The 20681-nt window shown below is 68.9% G+C and carries 16 protein-coding genes, 3 tRNA genes and 1 riboswitch; of the genes, 10 read left to right on the top strand and 9 right to left on the bottom strand.

What is annotated here, in order from left to right:
* Positions 1-116 precede the first annotated feature (116 nt).
* Positions 117-1805, bottom strand: a complete 1689-nt coding sequence (locus ACLJOO_RS37280; RefSeq protein ID WP_410792394.1) for a nitrite/sulfite reductase — start codon at positions 1803-1805, stop codon at positions 117-119.
* A 411-nt stretch (positions 1806-2216) separates the two neighbouring features.
* Here ACLJOO_RS37280 and ACLJOO_RS37275 point away from each other — a divergent pair, with 411 nt between their 5' ends.
* The 4 genes from ACLJOO_RS37275 (at position 2217) to ACLJOO_RS37260 (ending at position 7149) form a co-directional block, all read left to right on the top strand.
* Entirely contained in the window at positions 2217-2786 is a 570-nt protein-coding gene (locus tag ACLJOO_RS37275; RefSeq protein ID WP_410792393.1) for an ArsR/SmtB family transcription factor, read from the top strand.
* A complete protein-coding gene (locus ACLJOO_RS37270) occupies positions 2783-3976 on the top strand; it encodes an MFS transporter (protein ID WP_410792392.1) in 1194 nt (397 codons plus the stop codon). The genes ACLJOO_RS37275 and ACLJOO_RS37270 overlap by 4 nt, the downstream gene beginning before the upstream one ends.
* Before the next feature lie 153 nt (positions 3977-4129).
* Positions 4130-5869: a glycoside hydrolase family 9 protein gene (locus ACLJOO_RS37265; RefSeq protein ID WP_410792391.1), complete on the top strand. Its 1740-nt coding sequence runs from the start codon at positions 4130-4132 to the stop codon at positions 5867-5869.
* Positions 5870-5991: 122 nt separating this feature from the next.
* Complete coding sequence (locus ACLJOO_RS37260) at positions 5992-7149, top strand: amidase (RefSeq protein ID WP_410792390.1); 1158 nt, start codon at positions 5992-5994, stop codon at positions 7147-7149.
* A gap of 942 nt (positions 7150-8091) precedes the next feature.
* Here ACLJOO_RS37260 and ACLJOO_RS37255 read toward each other — a convergent pair.
* Positions 8092-8562, bottom strand: a complete 471-nt coding sequence (locus ACLJOO_RS37255) for a GbsR/MarR family transcriptional regulator (protein WP_410792389.1) — start codon at positions 8560-8562, stop codon at positions 8092-8094.
* A gap of 62 nt (positions 8563-8624) precedes the next feature.
* Between ACLJOO_RS37255 and ACLJOO_RS37250 the strand changes: the two genes are divergently transcribed.
* A complete protein-coding gene (locus ACLJOO_RS37250; protein WP_410792388.1) occupies positions 8625-10178 on the top strand; it encodes a DHA2 family efflux MFS transporter permease subunit in 1554 nt (517 codons plus the stop codon).
* Positions 10179-10232: 54 nt separating this feature from the next.
* Here ACLJOO_RS37250 and ACLJOO_RS37245 read toward each other — a convergent pair whose 3' ends face one another.
* Together ACLJOO_RS37245 and ACLJOO_RS37240 are read right to left on the bottom strand one after the other, a co-directional pair.
* Entirely contained in the window at positions 10233-11681 is a 1449-nt protein-coding gene (locus ACLJOO_RS37245; RefSeq protein ID WP_410792387.1) for a glycine hydroxymethyltransferase, read from the bottom strand.
* 28 nt (positions 11682-11709) lie between these two features.
* Positions 11710-11792: riboswitch (ZMP/ZTP riboswitch) on the bottom strand.
* A gap of 12 nt (positions 11793-11804) precedes the next feature.
* Positions 11805-13427, bottom strand: a complete 1623-nt coding sequence (locus tag ACLJOO_RS37240; protein ID WP_410792386.1) for an acyl-CoA dehydrogenase family protein — start codon at positions 13425-13427, stop codon at positions 11805-11807.
* An 18-nt stretch (positions 13428-13445) separates the two neighbouring features.
* Here ACLJOO_RS37240 and ACLJOO_RS37235 point away from each other — a divergent pair, with 18 nt between their 5' ends.
* The 4 genes from ACLJOO_RS37235 to ACLJOO_RS37220 all read left to right on the top strand — a co-directional run bounded on the left by ACLJOO_RS37235 (position 13446) and on the right by ACLJOO_RS37220 (position 17691).
* A complete protein-coding gene (locus ACLJOO_RS37235) occupies positions 13446-14666 on the top strand; it encodes a YhjD/YihY/BrkB family envelope integrity protein (RefSeq protein WP_410792385.1) in 1221 nt (406 codons plus the stop codon).
* Positions 14667-14820: 154 nt separating this feature from the next.
* On the top strand, positions 14821-15888 hold the full coding sequence (gene rsgA, locus ACLJOO_RS37230) for a ribosome small subunit-dependent GTPase A (protein WP_410792384.1): 1068 nt from the start codon (positions 14821-14823) through the stop codon (positions 15886-15888).
* A gap of 30 nt (positions 15889-15918) precedes the next feature.
* Positions 15919-16662: an SDR family NAD(P)-dependent oxidoreductase gene (locus ACLJOO_RS37225; RefSeq protein WP_410792383.1), complete on the top strand. Its 744-nt coding sequence runs from the start codon at positions 15919-15921 to the stop codon at positions 16660-16662.
* 177 nt (positions 16663-16839) lie between these two features.
* Entirely contained in the window at positions 16840-17691 is an 852-nt protein-coding gene (locus tag ACLJOO_RS37220) for an EamA family transporter (protein WP_410792382.1), read from the top strand.
* A 183-nt stretch (positions 17692-17874) separates the two neighbouring features.
* On the opposite strand, the gene ACLJOO_RS37215 is transcribed toward ACLJOO_RS37220, so the two are convergent.
* The 4 genes from ACLJOO_RS37215 to ACLJOO_RS37200 form a co-directional block, all read right to left on the bottom strand.
* Positions 17875-17946, bottom strand: a tRNA-Val gene (locus ACLJOO_RS37215).
* A 3-nt stretch (positions 17947-17949) separates the two neighbouring features.
* Positions 17950-18020: transfer RNA gene (locus ACLJOO_RS37210), tRNA-Cys, on the bottom strand.
* A gap of 48 nt (positions 18021-18068) precedes the next feature.
* Positions 18069-18141 (bottom strand) — tRNA-Gly (locus ACLJOO_RS37205).
* A gap of 158 nt (positions 18142-18299) precedes the next feature.
* On the bottom strand, positions 18300-19193 hold the full coding sequence (locus tag ACLJOO_RS37200; RefSeq protein ID WP_410792381.1) for a sigma-70 family RNA polymerase sigma factor: 894 nt from the start codon (positions 19191-19193) through the stop codon (positions 18300-18302).
* An 83-nt stretch (positions 19194-19276) separates the two neighbouring features.
* Here ACLJOO_RS37200 and ACLJOO_RS37195 point away from each other — a divergent pair, with 83 nt between their 5' ends.
* Positions 19277-19717, top strand: a complete 441-nt coding sequence (locus ACLJOO_RS37195) for a pyridoxamine 5'-phosphate oxidase family protein (protein ID WP_410792380.1) — start codon at positions 19277-19279, stop codon at positions 19715-19717.
* Between the two features lies 1 nt (position 19718).
* Here the strand turns inward: ACLJOO_RS37195 and ACLJOO_RS37190 are convergent, their stop codons facing one another.
* Positions 19719-20633, bottom strand: a complete 915-nt coding sequence (locus tag ACLJOO_RS37190; protein WP_410792379.1) for a hypothetical protein — start codon at positions 20631-20633, stop codon at positions 19719-19721.
* Between the last annotated feature and the right edge of the window lie 48 nt (positions 20634-20681).

Here is a 20681-nt window from a genome sequence, read left to right as displayed (position 1 = left end):
CTTCAGCTGGAACACCCGTGCACACGGCCGGCACTCCCACGCGCCATGGCCTTCTTCAGAGGGACGAAGGTCCTCGTCCCCGCAGTAAGGGCAGTACATCGGCGCCGCACGTTCGCTCACTGAAGTGCCTCCTGGTCCGCTCGGGTGACCCACTGGGCGAAGCGCTCGCCCTCGTTGCGCTCCTTCAGGTAGTTCTGGGTGACGCGCTCCACGTAGTCGGTGAGCCCGTCCGCGGTGACTTTGTGGCCGCGCAGTTTCCGGCCGAACCCGGCGTCCAGCCCGAGGCCGCCGCCGAGGTGCACCTGGTAGCCCGGCACCTGGTTGCCGTCGGCATCCAGTACCAGCTGGCCCTTCAGACCGATGTCGGCGACCTGGATCCGGGCGCACGAGTTCGGGCAGCCGTTGACGTTTACCGTGATCGGTACGTCGAGGTCGGGGATCCGCTCCTCGAGTTCGTTGATCAGCTGCGCCGCCTTCGCCTTGGTCTCGACGATCGCCAGCTTGCAGAACTCGATCCCGGTGCAGGCCATCGTGTTCCGCCGCCACGCCGAGGGCCGCGCCTGGAACCCGAGTGCGGCGAGTTCAGCCACCAGCGACTCGACCTGCGCCTCCTCGACGTCCAGCACGAGCAGCTTCTGCTGCGCGGTCGTCCGGATCCGGTTCGACCCGTGCGCCGCGACCACGTCCGCGACCTGCGCGAGCTTGGCGCCCGATACCCGGCCGACGACCGGGGCGACGCCGACGAAGTACTTGCCGTCCTTCTGCTTGTGGACGCCGACGTGGTCACCCTGGATCGCGGGGACCTCGGGCGCCGGCCCGTCGATCAGCTTCCGCTTGAGGTACTTCTCCTCGAGGACCTCGCGGAACTTCTCCACGCCCCAGTCCGCCAGCAGGAACTTCAGCCGGGCCCGCGTCCGCAGCCGGCGGTAGCCGTAGTCGCGGAAGATGCTGGTGACCCCCCACCAGGCTTCGGCGACCTCGTCCAGCGGGATCCAGGTGCCGAGGCGCTGCGCGAGCATCGGGTTCGTCGACAGGCCGCCGCCGACCCACAGGTCGAAGCCCGGGCCGTGCAGCGGGTGCACGACACCGACGAACGCGATGTCGTTGACCTCCGGTACGACGTCGTGCGACGGGTGCCCGGTGAGCGCGGTCTTGAACTTCCGCGGCAGGTTCGAGAACTCGTCCGAGCCGATGTACTTCGAGACGATCTCGTCGATGGCCGGCGTCGGGTCGATGATCTCGTCCGCCGCGATGCCCGCGACCGGGCTCGCGATGACGACCCGCGGTACGTCGCCGCACGCCTCGGTCGTGTAGAGCCCGACCGCCTCCAGCTGCTGCCAGATCGCCGGCACGTCCTCGATCCGGATCCAGTGCAGCTGGATGTTCTGCCGGTCGGTGATGTCCGCGGTGTCGCGCGCGTACGTCGTGGAGATGTGGGCGATCACCCGCAGCTGCTCGGCGGTCAGCTGGCCGCCCTCGATCCGGACCCGCAACATGAAGTAGCGGTCGTCCAGCTCCTCCGGCTCGAGCGTCGCGGTCTTGCCGCCGTCGATCCCGGGCTTGCGCTGGGTGTACAGACCCCACCAGCGGAAGCGGCCGCGCAGGTCGGCCGGGTCGATCGAGTCGAAGCCGCGGTGCGCGTAGACGTTCTCGATCCGCGCCCGGACGTTCAGGCCGTCGTCGTTCTTCTTGTTCTCTTCGTTCTTGTTCAGCGGCTCGCGGTATCCGAGCGCCCACTGACCTTCGCCCTTGCCCTTACGGGGCCGGGCCGGTTTGCGGGCGGGGGAGGTGACGCCGGCAGTCATCGGGGGGCGTGTCCTTGTCCTCGTGACAGGTGCTCACCGAGGGCGGCAGGATCGAAGCGTCGTCGGTTCGATGCGTTCCGCGCGGTGCGCACCCAGCGGTGATCGGGGTGATCAGGGGGCCGTCGTTGGCCCTGGCAGGGTGGCTGTCAGAACATCGAAGGACAACAGATGGCACTGCGCATCCGCCCGAGGTCGACATGGAGCCGACCTACGAGGTGGGTGGTGAACGCAGCGAGCATGTCCACAAGCGTCAGCGCGAACCGCTGACAAATCAACTCCCATTCCTACATCCTGAGATCCAATCTCACGATGTGGCTATCTCCACCAGTCTGGTGGAGATTGATTCCGGCGGCGAATACGTCGTACAAGAACTCTTGTGCAAGAGTTCTTGTGGAAGCTACGGTGCTCTTCATGACGCCTCCGAACCGCCGGACGGTGACGCCGTCCGTGCTCGCCGCCATGCACCACCCGCTGCGCCGCCGGCTGCTCGACCTGATGTACGTCGACGGCCCCGCGACTGCGTCCCGATTGGCCGCGGCCACCGGAGAACTTGTCGGCAATGTCAGCCATCACCTGAAGGTTCTCGCGTCCGCGGGCGTGATCGTCGAAGCTCCGGAGCTGGCCAAGAACCGCCGCGAGCGGTGGTGGAAGCTCGGCGACACGTCGGAGTACTCGTGGTCGATCGCGGACGCGAAGGGCGACCCGGCGGCCGAGCTGGTCGCGGCCACCGCCGAGGACGCGAACCTGGCCCATCACGTCGGCAAAGTGCGGCAGTGGTTCGACATGCGGTACGAGTTCGACGAGCCCTGGGTGCGGGCGGCGTACGCCACCGAGAGATGGCTCACATTGACGCCTGAGCAGCTCACCGAGCTGAGCGAGCGGATCGAGGACCTGGTCCGGTCGTACTACGACAACCCCGGCGCGGGGGACGACGCGCAGCGGGTCTTCTTCTTCGCCCACGCCATACCGGCCCGGCCATGAGTACGACGGTCTTCCCGCCGCTCCGGAGAGACCGTCGGGTGCATGGGTGGATCGCGTCGGCCGCGGTGTCGCAGGCCGGCGACATGGCCTGGTACGTCGGCCTCGCCTGGAGCGCCGCACAGGTCACGAGCCCGGCCGGCGCGGGTCTGGTGATGGGTATCGGCGCGGCGCCCAAGGCGCTCATCCTGCTGTACGGCGGGGCGCTCGCGGACCGTTTCGACGGCCGCCGGACGATGATCCTCGCCAACCTCGCGCGGATCGTCGTACTCGCGGTCGCCGCGACGGCCGTGGCGATCTGGGGACTTTCGCTAGCACTGCTAGCGACGGTCGCGGTCGTGTTCGGTGCGGTCGACGCGCTCTACACCCCGGCCTCCGGAACGCTGCCGCGACGAATGGTCCGCTCGGAGGACCTGGTGAAGCTGTCGGCCGGAACTCAGCTGGCGCAGCGGCTCGCGATCTTCGCTGGTGCCCCGCTTGGTGGCCTGCTGGTCGCACACGGCGGCCTGGTCACGGTGATGATCGTCGACGCGGCGTCGTTCGTGGTGATCGCGGTGGCGCTGGCGTTCCTGGTCAAGCCGCGGCTCCCGCAGCCCGTCTCGACGGGTCACTCGATCCGTGCCGACCTGCGCGACGGGTTCGCCTACCTCAAACGGGACGCCCGCGCGCGGACGCTGGTGATCGCGTTCTCCGGGTTGAACCTGTGCGTCGGCCCGATCCTCGCCGTCGGCCTGGTGCAACGCACGCACTCCGCCGGCTGGGGCTCGGCCTGGTACGGCTGGTTCGAGGCGTGCTCCGGGGTCGCGGCCGCGGTGGGAGCGCTGGTCGCGATGCGGTGGAAGCCGGCCGATCTGGCGCGGTCCGGTCTGCTGGCGCTGGTCGTCCAGGCGGCCGGTTGCGCGATGATCGGGCTGATGCCGAAGCTCGGCGTCTTCGTCGCAATGGCGATGATCGGCTGTACGGCGGGGATCGCGTCGGCGCAGCTGTCCGCGGCGTTCCAGCAGAGTGTGGACCCGACGTACCTCGGTCGCAGCTTCAGCATCGTGAACCTGTCCGACGAGGCGATGATGCCGCTCGCGATGGTCGGCTTCGGTGCGCTGATCAGCCTGTCGAGCATCCCGGTCGCCTGCGTGCTGGTCGCCGTCCTGTTGGCCGCCTTGGTTTTGTGGGCGGCGGTCCGGGTGAATCGCTGAGGTCTGTACTCCGGGAGTCCGGTGCGCTACCGTCCGTTCGAGTAATAGGAAACTTTCCTAACGATTGGCCGGAGGGAGACAATCGTGAGGTCCTGGCGTCGGGTCGGAGCGGTGGTTCTGGCAGCGGGTCTGGTGGTTGGTCTGGTGGGTCCGGTGAGTGCAGCGGATGGTGCGACGGGCGGGGCGATCTGGGTGAGTCAGCTCGGGTACGGCGCCTTCGACGGCAAGGCGGCGTACGTGATGACTCATGACGTCGCGGCCGGTGTGCGCTATCAGGTTGTGGACCGGCATGGTCGGCGGGTGTTGAGCGGGCGGATCGGCGACGACGCGGGGGAGTGGAACGCGACGTACCGGCACGTCTATCAGCTGGATCTGTCCGCGCTGAAGATCCCGGGGAGTTATCGGCTCGAGGTGCCCGGCGTGGCGTCGGCGACCTTCGACGTACGGGCGTCGTCGGAGCGGCTGCTGACCGGCGCCAAGGACAAGGCCGTCAACTTCTTCACGGCTCAGCGCGACACCGCGCACCGCAATGACGCTCGGGCGCTGGTCTACGAAATCCCTGAGTTCGTGGATCCGGACAGCGACCAGACGGTCGGCGAACTGCAGCAGCTCGGTGGGCCGGTTGATGTCACCGGTGGGTGGTACGACGCCGGGGACTACCTCAAGTTCACGCACATCGCGGCGTACTCGGAATCGTTGCTGTGGGCATCGGCCCGCGATGCGCGGCGGCCCGACCGGAAGGTGCTGGCAGAGGCGCGGCACGGGCTGGACTGGCTGGACAAGATGTGGGACGAGCGGACCAAGACGCTCTACATCCAGGTCGGTGTCGGAGCCGGGAACGTCGAGGAGACGTTCATCGGCGACCACGACATCTGGCGGCTGCCGGGTGTCGACGACAACCTCACCGATCCGTCCGAACGCTTCCTGCGGAACCGGCCCGTGTTCCGGGCCGCGGCGCCGGGGAAGCCGATCAGCCCGAACCTTGCCGGTCGTACGGCGGCTGCGTTCGCGTTGGCCGCGCAGGTCGAGCCGGACCGCGCGGCGGCTCGCCGGCATCTCGAGACGGCTGCCCAGATCTACGCGCAGGCAAAGACGACCGATGTCGGGCAATTGGTGACCTCGCTGCCGTTCGCGTTCTACCCGGAGACGGCGTGGCGGGACGACCTCGAGCTGGGTGCTACCGAGCTGGCTCTGGCCGCTCGGCGATTGGGGGACCAGCGGGGCGGGTCCTGGCTGAAGCAGGCGGCGTACTGGGCGACGCAGTACATCGAGCACGAGGCGGGCGGCGACACGCTCAACCTGTACGACGTGAGCGCGTTGGCCCATGCGGATCTGATCCGGGCAGCGCGCACCGATCGGCCGTTGGTTTCCAAGCTCGCAGGCGATCTGCGGGCGCAGTTGGAGATCGGGGCGTCGCGGGCCGCGGCCGATCCGTTCCGGGCCGGAGCGCAGTACGACAACTTCGACGCCGTACCGCATGCCTTCGGGCTGGCCGCTACCGCGCGGCTGTACCGGAAGGTGACCGGCGACCGGCGGTACGACGCCTTCGGGCAGCAGCAGCTCGACTGGAACTTCGGGGCGAACGCGTGGGGCGTCTCGTTCATGGTCGGCGTCGGCCAGAACGCGGAGCGGTGCCCGCACCACCAGATCGCGAACATCACCGGCCGCGAGCTGACCGGCGCGGTGGTCAACGGGCCGAACTCGGCGTCGTTGTTCGACGAAGGGCTCGGGGATCACCTCGACGGGATGAACCCGTGCCCGGCCGACGGCGTCGATCGGTACGCCGAGTTCACCGGCCACGGCTCGCGGTACGTCGACGACGTGCGCTCGTGGCAGGCCTCGGAACCGGCCGACGACTTCGCGGCGATCGCCGTGTACGCGCTCACCCGCTGACGTAAACTCGCGCGGGTGTCCGGCTGGGAGAACGTCCGCGCTGCGCTGGCGGGGGCGACGGTCTTGGTGGGGCTCGGCGGGTGACGGCTCGGTTGATTGCTGAGCGGGTGCGGTCGGGGGCTGTGTCTGCGTTGGAGATCGTCGAGGGTGCTCTGCGGGCGGCTCGGGAGCTTGATCCGGTGCTGCATTTCTTGGACGAACTGGACGCTGATGGGGCACGTCGGGCCGCCGAGCGGGTGGAGCCGGGCGGGGCGTTGGCCGGCGTACCGTTTCTGATCAAGGCGCGTACGCCGCCTGAGTCGCCGATCCTGACCCGGCTGATCGCCGCTGGTGCCATCCCGATCGGTTGGGCGACGCGGGCGCGGCCGGGTGCGATCTCGCTGACGTTCGGGTGGAACGGGCGCGAGTACACGCGGAACCCGTGGGATCTGGAGCGGTCACCCGGCGGCTCGACCGCGGGTGGTGCGGCGGCCGTCGCGGCAGGCGTCGTACCGCTGGCGACCGGTGGTGACAGCGGCGGTTCGTTGCGCATCCCGGCAGCGTTCTGCGGGATCGTCGGCTTCAAGGGCACGTACGGTCGCATCCCGCGCCCGGGCGGACGCACCCTCGGCGGACTGACCACGGCCGGCGTGATCGGCGCAGACCTAGACGACGTAATCCTCGCCACCAGCATCGCCAGCGGCCCCCACCGCCTAGACCCCACAGCCCTACCCCACTGGCCCATCCCAACCGAGCGCGGGACGGTCGGGCGGCGGTGGCGGGTTGCGTATTTCTCGACGCTCGGGCGGTGGGCTGCGGATGATGACGTGGATCGGGTGGTGCGGGAGCGGCTGTCGGCGTGTGGGGTCGAGGTGGTCGACGTACCGCTGGAGCTTGCGCCGACGGATGAGGCGTGGCCGGTGTTGTCGGGGCTGGACAACGGGCGGGGTGCGGAGGCGGGAGCAGCCAACCGCGCGCGGGAGGTTCGGGACTTCAACAACACAGCGCTCGCCGACCTCTTCGCCGGGGTCGATGCGCTGGTAACGCCAACGACGCTGACAGTTGCCCACGGCTACGACCAGCACGAGGAGACCATCGTCACCGGAGATCCGTGCTGGGTCTTCAACGTGACTGGGCATCCCGCGGTGACCGTTCCGGCGGGACTGGCGGACGGGCTGCCGGTGGGCGCGCAGATTGTTGCGCCGCATGGGAGGGACGAGGTTGCCCTGGCGGTCGCTCGCCAGGTCCTGACCGACCTTCCCCGACCAGCTGTCCGTTGTCCGCCGCCGTCATGCGATTGACAGGCGGCGGTAGCGCCTTCGCGACGGTGTTCGCTACGTCGATCGCAGCGGCGCGCTTGCGATCCGGCGTGGTTTCGCCGCGGGCGGTGGAGGAGCGCAGGTCCTCGGGTTTGGTGAAGTCGGCGATCGCGGCAACAACTGGCGGGGTGTAGACGTCCTGGCCCGTGGGGGTTTGCGTCGACTGGGCTTTCGCCGGGGACGATACGGGCGGCCGGACAGCTTCCTTGAGCTCGGTGCGGAGGAACTTGACCAGCTCCTTCGCGCGGAGGAGCCGGCTGCGACGGAGTACGTGGAGCTCACCCGCCAGCGACGCCTTCTCCCGCCAACCGACGTCGAACATGATCCGCCCGCGCCGGAAGCCGGGATTCGTCTCGCCGCCGGGATAGCCCCGCGCGCCGCCGTCGGTGAAGAACTCGCTGTAGAACGCCCCCTCGTCCTCGTGCTTCAGCACGTTCCAGGCCCGGTACTCATCCGTCGGCAGCTCGCCCCGTACCCACGCCTCGTCCATCAGCGCGTGCGACGTCGCGTTCAGCGGCCGATGCCCGACATACCGGTACTGCGGTCGCTCACCCCGCCGGCGCCGTTCGTACTCGGCGATGATCTGCGGCCACTCGTCCGCGGACACGGCCCGAGCCAGCCGGGACGCGAACGAGGTACGGGCGCGCAGCTCCTCGCGGGAGGTGACCGGATGATCGGTCCGCCCGGTCATCGTCTCGAGCTTGTCCATCACGAAGGTTCCGCCGTGCGGCCCGACCCGGTCCCACCGGGTCACCTTCAGCGACGGCCGGTTCGGTCCGCCTGTCACGGCGTTCAGCGCACGCAGGGCGGCGATTCCGACGCGGTAGAGCGGGACGCGCCGGCGCATCACGCGTGTCTCCCACTCGGTTCGGTAGTCGCTGTCCAACCACGCCGTACCGACGAGTCGGCTGGCCTCGCGGCGGTTCATCCCGGGTGTTCCGCGCGCCAGTTCTTGATCATGAGGTCCATGTCGGCGTGGATGAAGGCGAAGAAGTCGGCGGCTTCGGTGAGCCGTTGGCCGACGGGGGAATCCTCGCCGAACAGGGACGCGCCGGAGCGGCTGGTCGATTCCCATTCGGTGAGTGCGAGGTTGCGGCGTTCCAGGATCGCGGCGAAGACGTCCTCGCGGATCCGGTAGTGGTCCTTGCGAGATCCCGGCAGTCGCTCGCGGGAGATGAACGAGACCTGGAGCAGTTGGCGTACGGCGCCGGACACGGCCGGCTGACTGATCTGCAGCAACTCGGCGAGCTCGGCCGCGGTCAGCGTCCCGTTCGGGCTGACGAGCATCGCGCCCATCACCCGAGCCGACATCGTCGGTACGCCGCTGTTCGCCAGCACCCCCGCGAAGCGCTCGACGAACTGGCTGACGGCCTCCCGGCTCGGTTCCTCACCCACGGTTGAAGCTTACAGTAATTTGATCTATCGCAACTATCACAGACTTCTGATAATTTGAATTCATGACCTCGACCATCGATACCGGAGGGCAGACGCTGACCGGCGCCCGCCGCTTCGGTGTGCTCATCGCACTGTGTCTCGCCGTGCTCGTGCTCGGTCTGGACACCACCGTGCTCAACGTCGCGCTGCCGACGCTGGCCAAGGACCTGGAGGCGTCCACCAGCCAGTTGCAGTGGATGGCGAACAGCTACAACCTGGTGCTCGCCGCGCTGCTGTTGCCGGCCGGTCTGCTCGGCGACCGGTACGGGCGGCGCAAGATCATCGCGATAGCGCTCTCCCTGTTCGGCCTCGCGTCCCTGGCCTGCGCGCTGGCGGACTCGGCCGGCCAGCTGATCGCCGCCCGCGCGTTCCTCGGGATCGGCGCGGCGATGATCGTCCCGGTCGCGCTCTCGCTGATCGCCGTGCTGTTCCGCACCGCGGAGGAGCGGAAGAAGGCGATCGGGTTCTTCGTCGTCGCCAACAGCATCGGTATGCCGCTCGGCCCGATCGTCGGCGGTCTGCTGCTCGACCACGCCGGCTGGCAGTGGATCTTCGTGATCAACGTCCCGATCGCGTTCCTGGCAGCGCTAGCGGTCACGCTGCTCGTGCCGGAGAGCCGGAGCGCGAACCGCCCGGCGATCGACTGGCTCGGCATGATCCTGTCGAGCGCCGGTCTCGCGGCCCTCGTGTACGGCGTGACCAAGGCGGGGGAGTCGTCGTGGGGCGACGCCGTCACGATCGTGTTCCTCGGGCTGGCCGTCGTACTGATCGCCGGGTTCCTGGTGTGGCAGCGGCGCAACAGCGAACCGTTGATCGAGCTGCGGCTGTTCAGCGAGCGGGTGTTCACCGGTGGCGCCGTGATTCTGACGGTGTCCGTGTTCGCGATCTTCGGGTTGCTGTTCACGATGCCGCAGTACTTCCAGGGCATCAACGGGTCGGACGCGCTGCACACCGGTCTCAAGTTGCTGCCGTTCATCGGCGGTATGACGGTCGGCGCGAAGCTGGCCGAGCCGGTGGAGGCGAAGGCCGGTACGCGGCTGGTGGTGATGACCGGGTTCGCGGTGATGGCGGCCGGATTCGTGCTCGGCGCATTCACCGATCTCGGCACCGGGTACGGCTACACCGCGACCTGGTTCGCCGTGGTCGGCTTCGGCCTCGGGTGCTCGATGCCGCAGGCAATGAATGCCGCGCTGGGCGTGCTCGACCCGGAGCGGGCCGGCACCGGATCAGGCTTGTTGCAGGCGTTCCGGCAGGTCGGCGGCACGGTCGGCGTCGCCGTACTCGGCACCATCCTGAACTCGGTCTACCGGCACAACGTCGACACCAGCGGCTTGCCCGCGCAGGCGGCCGACGCGGTGGAGAAGAGCCTGGCCGGTGGGCTCGCGGTGGCCGAGAAGGCAGGTTCGCCGGCGCTGCTGAACAACGTCCGGGACGCCTTCATCAACAGCCTCAACACGACGATGTGGGTCTCGGCCGGCATCGCCGTCGCCGGTGCGATCCTCGCCGCCGTCCTGATGCCCGCGCGAGCCAAGAAGCCCTCGCAGGAGGCCCTGATGGGCGTCAAGCAGGACGCCTGACCAGACAGCACAGCGCCCGCTCCCCGAATCGAGGAGCGGGCGCTGTGAGGTGTGTCAGTTGAGCACGAGGCCCGGGTAGAGGGGGAACTTGTCGAGCATCTCGGCCGAGGCGGCCTTGGTCTTGTCGGCGACGCCGTCGGCCAGGACGTACTTCGCCTTGGACGGGGCGCCTGCCGCGGTCGTGGTCGGCGTCGTCGCGGACAGGACGTCGACGATCAGTTCCGCGACCCGGTCGAACTCGTCGCCGCCGAAGCCGCGCGTGGTGAGGGCCGGCGTACCGATCCGGACACCGGACGTGTACCAGGCGCCGTTCGGGTCCCGCGGTACGGCGTTCCGGTTGGTGACGATGCCCGCGTCGAGCAGCGCCGACTCGGCCTGCCGGCCGGTGATGCCGTACGACGAGACGTCCAGCAGCACCAGGTGGTTCTCGGTGCCGTCCGTCACCAGCTTCACGCCGCGCTTCATCAGGCCCTCGGCCAGTGTGACCGCGTTGTCGGCGACGGACTGCGCGTAGTCCTGGAACGAGGGCTGCCGCGCCTCGGCCAGCGCGACTGCCTTCGCCGCCATCGTCTGGCTGAGCGGGCCGCCGAGGACCATCGGGCAACCGCGGTCGACGGCGTCGGCGTACTCCGGCTGGCAGAGCACCATGCCGCCGCGCGGGCCGCGCAGCGACTTGTGGGTCGTGGTCGTGGTGACGTGCGCGTGCGGGACCGGGTCGAAGTCGCCGGTGAACACCTTGCCCGCGACCAGGCCGGCGAAGTGCGCCATGTCGACCATCAGGGTCGCGCCGACCTCGTCGGCGATCTCGCGCATCTTGGCGAAGTTCACCTTGCGCGGGTACGCCGAGTAGCCGGCGATCAGGATCAGCGGCTTGAACTCGCGCGCGGTCGCGGCGACCTTGTCGTAGTCCAGCAGCCCGGTCTCCGGGTCGGTGCCGTAGGAGTGCTGGTTGAACATCTTGCCGGAGATGTTCGGCCGGAACCCGTGCGTCAGGTGACCGCCGGCGTCCAGCGACATGCCGAGCATCTTCTGGTCGCCGAGCGCCTTGCGGAGCTTGGTCCAGTCCTCGTCGGACAGGTCGTTGACGTGCTTCGCGCCCGCCTCGGCCAGCGCCGGGGACTCGATCCGCTGCGCCAGGATCGCCCAGAACGCGACCAGGTTCGCGTCGATGCCGGAGTGCGGCTGGACGTACGCGTGCGGGGCGCCGAACAGCTCACGGGCGTGGTCGGCGGCGGTCTGCTCGACGGTGTCGACGTTCTGGCAGCCGGCGTAGAAGCGGTGCCCGATGGTGCCCTCGGCGTACTTGTCCGACAGCCAGTTGCCCATCGTGAGCAGGGTGGCGGGGGAGGCGTAGTTCTCGCTCGCGATCAGCTTCAGCGAGGACCGCTGGTCGGCGAGTTCGGCCTTGATCGCGCCGGCGATGGTGGGTTCCACCGCGGCGATCACCTGCAGCGCGTTGTTGTACGCGGCCGACGCGGCGGCAGCGTCGAAGGATTGAGTCATCGTTGTCTCTCCTGCGGTTGCAGTGGGTCGAAGGCACCCAGGCGCACGGTGCCGACGGGTTTCGCTCCCCGGTGGTTCTCCACCTTCAGCGCGCCAGTCGCGACTGCCAAAAGAAAGGCACAGTCACCCTATCGCGCGGCTGACGATCTGCTCGAACGGCGTAGTCCGCGGGAGCGTCCCGAACACACCGCCCCAGTCGCCGGCCAGCCGGGACGCCACGAACGCGTCCGCGACCTCCGGCGTCGAGTTCCGGATCAGCAGCGACGCCTGCAGGCACAGGGCCATCCGCGCAGCCAGTCGCCGCGCCCCGGCCTCGGCGTTCTCGATATCAGCAAGCGCTTGCAGTACGTCGTTGACCGCCGCATCGAGCCGCGCATCGGCACCCTGGACCGAGCCGACCTCGAGCAGCCACGCCTCGAGCGACTCCGGGCGGCGGAGCGCACGCAGTACGTCGAGTGCGTTGACGTTGCCCGATCCTTCCCAGATCGAGTTCAGTGGCGACTCCCGGTAGAGCAGCGGCAGCCCGGACTCCTCGACGTACCCGTTGCCGCCGAGGCATTCCAGCGCCTCCGCCACCATGAACGGCGTCCGCTTGCACACCCAGAACTTCGCGAGCGGCAGGGCAATCCGCCGGAACGCGGCCTGCCGTTCGTCGCCCGCGAGCGACGCGTCAACTGCTGCGGCGAGGCGCATGCCCAGGGCTGTTGCTGCCTCGCTCTCGATCGCCAGGTCTGCCAGCACGTTCTGCATCGCGGGCTTGTCGGCGAGCAGGCCGCCGAACGCCGCGCGGTGCTGCGTGTGCCAGATCGCCTCGACCAGGGCCCGTCGTTGGAGCGCCGCCGAGCCGAGCACGCAGTCCAGCCGGGTCGCGGCCACCATCTCGATGATCGTGCGTACGCCGGTGCCTTCCTCGCCCAACCGATATCCGATGGTGCCGTGGAACTCGACCTCGGACGACGCGTTCGAGCGGTTGCCGAGCTTGTCCTTCAGCCGCTGCAACGCGAACGGGTTCCGGTTGCCGTCGGCAAGAACCCGCGGTACGACGAAGCAGCTCAGCCCGTCCGGCGCCTGCGCCAGTACCAGGAACACGTCCACCTGCGGCGCCGAGCAGAACCACTTGTGCCCGTTCAGCTGGTACACATCGCCGGCGGGCGTCGCCGTCGTGAGATTCGCCCGTACGTCGGAACCGCCCTGCTTCTCGGTCATTCCCATCCCGGCGAGGACACCGTTCTTGGCCGCAGCGGGCAGCCGGCGTACGTCGTACTGCGTGGCGGCGAGCTGCGGGACCCACTCCTTCGCGAGTTGCGCGTCCGCCTTGAGCGCCGGCACTGCGGCGTACGTCATCGAGATCGGGCAGCCGTGGCCCGGCTCGACCTGCGACCACAGGAAGAACCCGGCCGCGCGGGTCAGGTGCGGCGACGGGCGCTCGCTGGTCCACGGCGCCGCCTGCAGCCCGAACCCGACGGCCTGCTCCATCAGCCAGTGCCACGACGGGTGGAACTCGACCTCGTCGATCCGGTTCCCGTAGCGGTCGTGGGTGCGCAGCACCGGCGGGTTCTGGTTCGCCGGGAGAACGTGAGAGAGCGCTTCCTCGGATCCCGCGAGCTCCCCGATCCGGTGCAGACCGGGATCGTCGGCGAGGTCGGCGTACGGACGCAGAGCGTCACCGAGGGCCGGGTCCCGGGTGAAGAAGTTCACGCCCCGCAGTGGGGGAGCCTGATTCGTTACCGCGAATGGGTCCGCCATGTCAGTACGGTAAGCGGTATGGCACGTTCTGGGGCAGGACCCACTGGTGGGAGCTCCCTCTCATTGGCATGGGTTCGCAGGATCCCCGCGACGACCTGGAAGCTGCTCACCCAGACGATCGGGGTCTGTCTGCGCTACCGGGTCACCGGACTCGCGGCCGAGGGGGCGTTCTTCGCGATCCTCTCGCTGCCGCCACTGATCTTCGGGCTGGCCGGTTCGCTCGGTTACATCGCGAGCAAGTGGTTCGAGGTCGAGACGATCAACGACATCAAGCAGCAGATCGTCGACCTGGCCGCCCGGGCGCTGACCGACGACTCGATCAAGAACGTCATCGCGCCGACGCTGGACCAGGTGCTGAACGGCGGCCGCCCGGACGTCATCTCGATCGGTTTCGTGCTGGCGCTGTGGTCCGGCAGCCGCGCGCTGAACGTGTTCGTGGACACCATCACGATCATGTACGGGATGGGCGGCAAGCGCGGCATCGTCCGCACCCGCGCGCTGTCGTTCTCGCTGTACTGCGCGGCACTGGTGATCGGCGTGATCGTCCTGCCGCTGGTGCTGGCCGGCCCCGACGCGGTCGACGCCCTGCTGCCGCACCGGCTGGACTTCCTGAACCAGCTGTACTGGCCGGTGGTCACGATCCTGTCCGCGGGCTTCTTGAACACCCTGTACCACCTCTCGGTCCCGATCCGTACGCCGTGGGTCTCGGACCTCCCCGGGTCGTTCCTCGCGCTGTCGATCTGGATCCTCGGCAGCTTCGTGCTCCGGTGGATCCTGCAGAGCACGGTCGGCGGTACGTCGATCTACGGCCCGCTGGCGGCGCCGATCGCCGTACTGATGTGGCTCTACATGACCGCCATCGCCGTACTGATCGGTGCGGCGCTGAACGCGGTCGTTGACCGGCTGTGGCCGCACAAGCAGCACGTCGCGGAGGTGAAGCAGGCCGAGGTCGAGGTGGAGCCTGGCGACGAGGACGAGGTCGAGCCGGTGATGAAGGCGGAGCCGGATCCGCACCACGTGGACGGCTACGTGCCGACGCCCGTGGAGTCGGAGGAGCGGCCGGAGGCGGCTGTCGGGCGGAAGGTGGAGAGGCTCGCCAAGCGGCCCCGGAAGGCTGCTCCCTCGGCTGCGCCTGGACCTGAGCGTGAGCCTGAAGCTCAAGTTGAGCCTGAGGCTTCGCGGAAGCCCGCGTCGGTCGGAAAATCCGGTGCGCAGGGGGACACCGACGACCTAGGCTGACGGCATCGCGACACACGGTTCCGGCTCGGGACCGCTGGGATTCGGAAGGGAGGCACCTGCCATGAGCTTGCAAGAGGCCTACTGGGCCGTTGTCTCCCGCACCGTCCGTCCGCTGAGCTGATCTCGCGGCCGGACCCTCTGAAAGGTTCGCCGCATGTCAGCCACGCTTCAGGCCCTGGGACTCGACAGTTCCACGGCCGAGTTTCTGCAGTCCGTCCCGGAGGACCTCGTCCCGGGACGCGTCGCCCGGGTCGACAAGGGCCTGGCGACGGTTCTCACCGAGGACGGTCCGGTCCGCGCCAGCTGGTCCGGAGCGCTGCTCGCCGAGATGGCCGCCGACGCGCAGGCCGGCCCCTGCACAGGGGACTGGGTCGTCCTGCGGTTCTGGCCGGACGACCGGATCACGCTCGAATCGGTGCTGCCTCGCCGTACGACGATCGTCCGGGCCGAGGTCGGCGGCTCGTCGCGCGGGCAGGTGCTCGCGTCCAACGTCGACGTGATCGCAATCGTCGTCGGGCTCGTCCCGGAGCCGAACATCGTGCGGATCGAGCGATTCCTGGCGTTGGCCTGGGAGAGCGGTGCGCGGCCGGTCGTCGTACTGACGAAGTCCGACCTCGTCGGGGACGCCGAGTCGGTGGCCGAGGACGTCGCGGTCGCTGCGCCGGGTGCCGACGTACTGGTGTGCAGCGCGACCACGGGCGCGGGTATGGACGACGTACGGGCGCTGCTGGACGGGAACGCGACGCTAGCGTTGCTAGGTTCGAGTGGCGCGGGCAAGTCGTCGCTGGTGAACGCGCTGGCGGGTGTGGAACTGCTGGACGTGCAGGACATCCGTGAGGACGGGAAGGGCCGGCATACCTCGGTACGGCGCGAGCTGATCGCGCTGCCTCAGGGCGGGGTCGTGATCGACACGCCTGGGCTGCGGGGGATCGGTCTGCAGGAGAGCGGGGAGGGCCTGGCCGCGGCGTTCCCGGACATCACGGCGTTGGCAGCGCAGTGCAAGTTCACGGACTGCTCGCACGTGATGGAGCCAGAGTGCGCGGTACGGGCGGCATTGGAGGACGGGTCGCTGCCGTACCGGCGCTACGAGAGCTGGGTGAAGCTGCAGCGCGAGGCGGCGTACATGGCCCGTCGCGCGGACATCCGGCTCCGGACCGAGGCGAAGAAGGAATGGGTCCGCGCCAGCAAGTCCTACCGCCGCGACCACAGGCCGCGACCGTGATGCTGTGCCGTTGATGGCAGGATCGGTCGTATGAACCGATCGGTGCTGGTGACGGGGGCTTCGCGGGGGATCGGTGCGGCGGCGGCGCGGGCGTTCGCTGCCGCGGGCGACCGGGTGGCGATCCATTACAGCGCCTCCGCGGACGCCGCGGCGCAGGTGCTGAAGGAGCTCCCGGGCTCAGGGCATCTGACGGTGCAGGCGGATCTGGCGGATCCGGCCGCGATCGAGGCGATGGTGTCGGACGCCGCCACGGCGCTGGGGAGTATCGACGTACTCGTGAACAACGCCGGCGTGTATCACCCGCACCGGATCCGCGAGACGACGTACGCCGAATGGCAGCAGGCGTGGGCGGACACGCTCGCGGTGAATCTCGTTGGTCCGTCCAACGTCACGTGGTGCGCGGTGCGGCACATGGCGCGCGGCGGCCGGATCGTGAACGTGTCGTCGCGCGGCGCGTTCCGCGGCGAGCCGAACCAGCCCGCGTACGGCGCCTCGAAGGCGGCGATCGTCTCGTTCACGCAGTCACTGGCGCGGGCGTTGGGGCCGGAGGGCATCGCGGTGACCGCGATCGCGCCGGGCTGGACCGTCACCGACATGGCCGCGGTGAACCTGGCCGGCGAGGGATACGACCGGCGCCGGCTGGAGAGCCCGCTCGAACGCGTGGCCGACCCGTCCGAGGTCGCGGCCGCGATCCTGTACCTGGCGTCGCCCGAGGCCGAGTTCGCCACTGGGACCGTCCTCGACTTCAACGGCGGCTCGTACCTGCGGATGTAAATCCGTTCGCTCGACGCCGGGGGACTGGCTAGGGTCCTCTTCGTGCATCGCATCATCACTCCGCCGGCCGCCGCTTAGCGGACGGCATCCTCGCGCTCAGGTCTTCCGGCCTGGGCTTCTTCGGGCTGTTCGCAGACGCCCCGACCATTCGTTGCGAACACCTTCCCGGAGTGTCCGATGCATCATCGTCTCTCGACGAGGCGTGCCCTCGTCTACGTCGTTCTCGCCGCCCTCGCCTGGGGCACCGGCGGCCCGACCGGCGCCCTCCTGTCCCAGTACGCCGGCCTCACACCCCTGGCCACATCCTTCTGGCGCCTAGCCGCAGCCGCCACGTGGCTCGCCACCGCCCGCCTAGCCGTACACCTCGCCTCTCGCCGACCCGCACTAACGGCCGGCCGGCTCCGGCCAGTGCTGGCGGCTAGCCCGCTCCGCCACGTGTTGAGCGGCTTGGGTCTGGCCGTGTGCCAACTCGGCTACTTCACCGCGATCCCACGCGTCGGCGTCGGCATAGCCACCGTGATCGCCCTGGGAGCAGCCCCGATCTTCATCACCCTCGCCGCCCGCGAACGGCTCACCCCAGCCCTCTTCGCTGCCATAGCCGGCCTGATCCTCCTGTCCACCACCAACGGCACAGCCAACCTCACCGGCATCGCAGCAGCCGTCATATCAGCCGCCGGCTACTCCCTCACAACCCTCCTGAACCGCAACACACCAGACCCCCTAACCACCGCACTCCTAGGCTTCACCACAGGCGCCGTGTTCCTAGCACCCTTCGCCGCACTACCCACCACCCTCACCGGCTGGCTACTGATCGCGTACTTCGGCCTGGTCCCCACAGCCGTCGCCTACACCCTCTTCTACGCCGGCCTAAGAACCCTCAAAGCCTCAACAGCAGCAGTCCTAGCACTGCTAGAACCAGTAGTAGCCGCAGCGATCGGCGTCCTCGCCTTTCACGAACACCTCACCCCGCTAGCACTGCTAGGCGCCGCAGTACTCCTGCTAGCGGTCGCGGCCCAGAGCCGCAGCTGAACCCAACCACCGCAGCCGAGCGGACTGCCCCACCCGACCCCCGGAGCCGAGCGAAGCGAAGGCGCACAGGGGGTGCGGGTGGCGGAGCCCCCGCCGCGCGGCAAGCGAAGCGCAGCCGCACAAATGACGAAGGCGAGGCGGTCAGCGCAGGAACTGCGCGACACACCTCGCCTATCGGCTTCGTGGACGATACTGGGATCGAACCAGTGACCTCTTCCGTGTCAGGGAAGCGCGCTACCGCTGCGCCAATCGTCCTCGAGGTGGAGACGGGATTCGAACCCGTGTACACGGCTTTGCAGGCCGTTGCCTCGCCTCTCGGCCACTCCACCGTGTGGCCGTTCCGCCACTGAGGACGGTGGCCTGCCGAATCTTCTCCGAGCGGACGACCGGGTTCGAACCGGCGACCTCAACCTTGGCAAGGTTGCGCTCTACCAACTGAGCTACGTCCGCACTGCGCTCCGTCGCGTTTCCGCTCGGTGCGAGAGCAGAACAGTAGCGCACTTTCCGCCCGGACAAAAACCCGATTTCACCGGGTCGCGACGAGCCTGAATCGCACCTCATCCGTCACACGAGTCCCATCGATTCTGTCCACTCGCCACGCCGTCCGGTCACCCCTTCAGCGACACCAGATCGACGTTTTCGAGGTACTCCGGATCGGCCCGGAGATCGATCGCGGCGACACGCCCGTCGACCACGGTGAAAGAGAACACAACCACCGGTTCGCCGCGCCGCATCCACACCAGGCCAGGCATTCCGTCGACGAGCACCAGCTTCGCCGCGGCCGCCCGGCCGGAGAACTCCTGCGCGACGCGCGCAGCACCCGCGAGTGCGTGGGCCGCCGGTCCGCCGTACGCCGCGGCTCCCGCATCCGAACGTACGACGACCTCCGGATCCAGCACCTGGAGCAGCCCGGAGAAGTCCGCACCACGTGCCGCGGCGAGGAACGCGGTGACGACTTCCTTCTGCCGCACCACGTCGACCTCGGTCGGTTCCGGCGTACCGCGGACCCGTCGTCGCGCCCGGCTGGCGATCTGGCGCGCGGCGGCGGGGGACTTGCCGATGATCGGCGCGATGTCCTCGAACGGTACGGCGAACAGGTCGTGCAGCACGAACGCGAGGCGCTCGGCCGGCGACAGCGTCTCGAGAACCACTAGCAGTGCCAGCCCGACCGAATCGGCCTGTATCGCTTCGAGTTCGGGATCCGGGACGACGTCGTCCGCGAGGACCGGGGAGTGGTCGCCGACCGGTAGCTCAGGCCGCCCGCGCCGGGTCCGCAGCATGTCCAGGCAGATCCGCCCGACCACGGTCGTCAGCCAGCCGCCCAGGTTGTCGATCGTCGCGGTATCGCTGCGACTGAGGCGGATCCAGGTCTCCTGGACCGCGTCCTCGGCCTCGGGCTCGGAGCCCAGGATCCGGTACGCGACCGCCCGCAGCCGGTCCCGGTTCTGCTCGAACCGCGTCGCGAGCCAGTCGTCGCCGCCCATCCGGATCACATCCTTCATATGTTGAACTGTCACACGGACCGGCCGAGCGCCGTCATCCGATTGACGGAGTACGAGCACCACATGTGACAGGGGAGTGAGCGATGACGGCCGAGGCCCGCCCGTTGGAGGTCCGCAAGCAGGACACGCTGAACCGTTTGGAGAAGGACGTCGACGCCTGGGTGTCGACGGCGTCGCTCGACGGTACGCCGTACCTGATGCCGCTCTCGTTCTTGTGGAGCGACGGCACCTTGCTGCTGTCGACGTCGCGGACCAACCCGACGGCGCGGAACCTGCTGGCGAATCCCGTCGTACAGCTGACGCTGGGGGAGGTGCGCGACGTGATCCACGTGGCCGGCACGGTCTCGGTTGTGGAGGTGTCGGAGGCCGAGGGTGCGGCGTTCGCGGCGAAGGCCGGATTCGACCCGCGTCCGCTGCCGAACTACCCGTTCTTCCGCGTCACCCCGACCAGGATCCAGGCCTGGCGCGAGGTCAACGAACTCAAGGACCGCGTACTGATGGACAACGGCACCTGGGTCGTCTGACTCACCAGAGGAACGTCAGCTCCGACATCGTGAGATGCGGCCGCTGCGCCGTCCAGTTGTCGAGGCAGGACCGCAGCTCGGCTTCGGAGCCGGCCAGGCCGAGCATGGCCGCGTCCGTCGGGGCAGGTGCGTGGTCGTGTGCGTCCGGCGAACCGTGCGAGCAGTCGGAGCACATCACCCTGATGCCCGACCAGTTGTCGACGCCGAGGCCCGCAGGTCCGGCGAGGTCGGCGAGCACGTGGACGTCCTCGGTCTCGGCGCCGACCACTTGCGCCTGCCAGGTCGCCAGCCCGGAGTCCTGGAGCCGCGCGAGCTCGTCGAAGACTGCCAGCTGCCGGCCGCCGAACTCCCGTTCGCCCTTCGGTTCGCCGTCGTGCAGTACGACGTCGCGGAAGCGATGACCGGACTCGGGCAGCGGCACGCTCGAGATCACCGCGTGCGCGGGACTGCGGCGCCAGCACCAGACGACCTCGGTGTCGCCGTACTCCGGAACCACCTGGTGCCGAAGACTCGGCCGGTCCGGGTTGACCCGGATCGGCGTCAGGCCGAAGTCCTGGTCGATGGGTCCCTGACCGGGTTCGATCATGCCGATGCCGTACTCGGACCACGCCCATCGCGCGGTCTCCCAGTCAGCGAGCGCGGTGGCGGCGATCCCGAGGTTCCAGGCGGCCGGGTTCGCGCCCTCGAACTCCTGCCGCTCCTGATCGGAGAACAGCGCCATCGCCCGCCGATTCCGCTCGGCGGCGTCCGTCCACTCGCAGCGTGCCTTCGAGTGCATGGCAGCCTCGAACCAGGCGCCGAAGGAGTCCGGCACGAGTTCAGTGAGCTCGCGGACGAGTTGGCCGACACGCTCGGTGTCGCCGGCCTCGTCGGCCTCCTGCCACTCCCGCGCAACCTCACCCGGTTCTCTTGTCATCGCGCCATTGTGCCCTGGTGTTGACCTGGAGTGCGGTCCAGCAGGCAA

The organism is Kribbella sp. C-35, assembly GCF_046549195.1.
GTDB lineage: Bacteria > Actinomycetota > Actinomycetes > Propionibacteriales > Kribbellaceae > Kribbella.
This window is presented reverse-complemented; position numbering and strand designations above follow the sequence as displayed.

Bases quoted from the DNA above. Each gene is read 5' to 3' on its own strand.
- ACLJOO_RS37280 (WP_410792394.1), bottom strand. From the start codon at position 1,805: ATGACTGCCGGCGTCACCTCCCCCGCCCGCAAACCGGCCCGGCCCCGT.
- ACLJOO_RS37275 (WP_410792393.1), top strand. From the start codon at position 2,217: ATGACGCCTCCGAACCGCCGGACGGTGACGCCGTCCGTGCTCGCCGCC.
- ACLJOO_RS37270 (WP_410792392.1), top strand. From the start codon at position 2,783: ATGAGTACGACGGTCTTCCCGCCGCTCCGGAGAGACCGTCGGGTGCAT.
- ACLJOO_RS37250 (WP_410792388.1), top strand. From the start codon at position 8,625: ATGACCTCGACCATCGATACCGGAGGGCAGACGCTGACCGGCGCCCGC.
- ACLJOO_RS37245 (WP_410792387.1), bottom strand. From the start codon at position 11,681: ATGACTCAATCCTTCGACGCTGCCGCCGCGTCGGCCGCGTACAACAAC.
- ACLJOO_RS37240 (WP_410792386.1), bottom strand. From the start codon at position 13,427: ATGGCGGACCCATTCGCGGTAACGAATCAGGCTCCCCCACTGCGGGGC.
- ACLJOO_RS37235 (WP_410792385.1), top strand. From the start codon at position 13,446: ATGGCACGTTCTGGGGCAGGACCCACTGGTGGGAGCTCCCTCTCATTG.
- rsgA (WP_410792384.1), top strand. From the start codon at position 14,821: ATGTCAGCCACGCTTCAGGCCCTGGGACTCGACAGTTCCACGGCCGAG.
- ACLJOO_RS37225 (WP_410792383.1), top strand. From the start codon at position 15,919: ATGAACCGATCGGTGCTGGTGACGGGGGCTTCGCGGGGGATCGGTGCG.
- ACLJOO_RS37220 (WP_410792382.1), top strand. From the start codon at position 16,840: ATGCATCATCGTCTCTCGACGAGGCGTGCCCTCGTCTACGTCGTTCTC.
- ACLJOO_RS37200 (WP_410792381.1), bottom strand. From the start codon at position 19,193: ATGAAGGATGTGATCCGGATGGGCGGCGACGACTGGCTCGCGACGCGG.
- ACLJOO_RS37195 (WP_410792380.1), top strand. From the start codon at position 19,277: ATGACGGCCGAGGCCCGCCCGTTGGAGGTCCGCAAGCAGGACACGCTG.
- ACLJOO_RS37190 (WP_410792379.1), bottom strand. From the start codon at position 20,633: ATGACAAGAGAACCGGGTGAGGTTGCGCGGGAGTGGCAGGAGGCCGAC.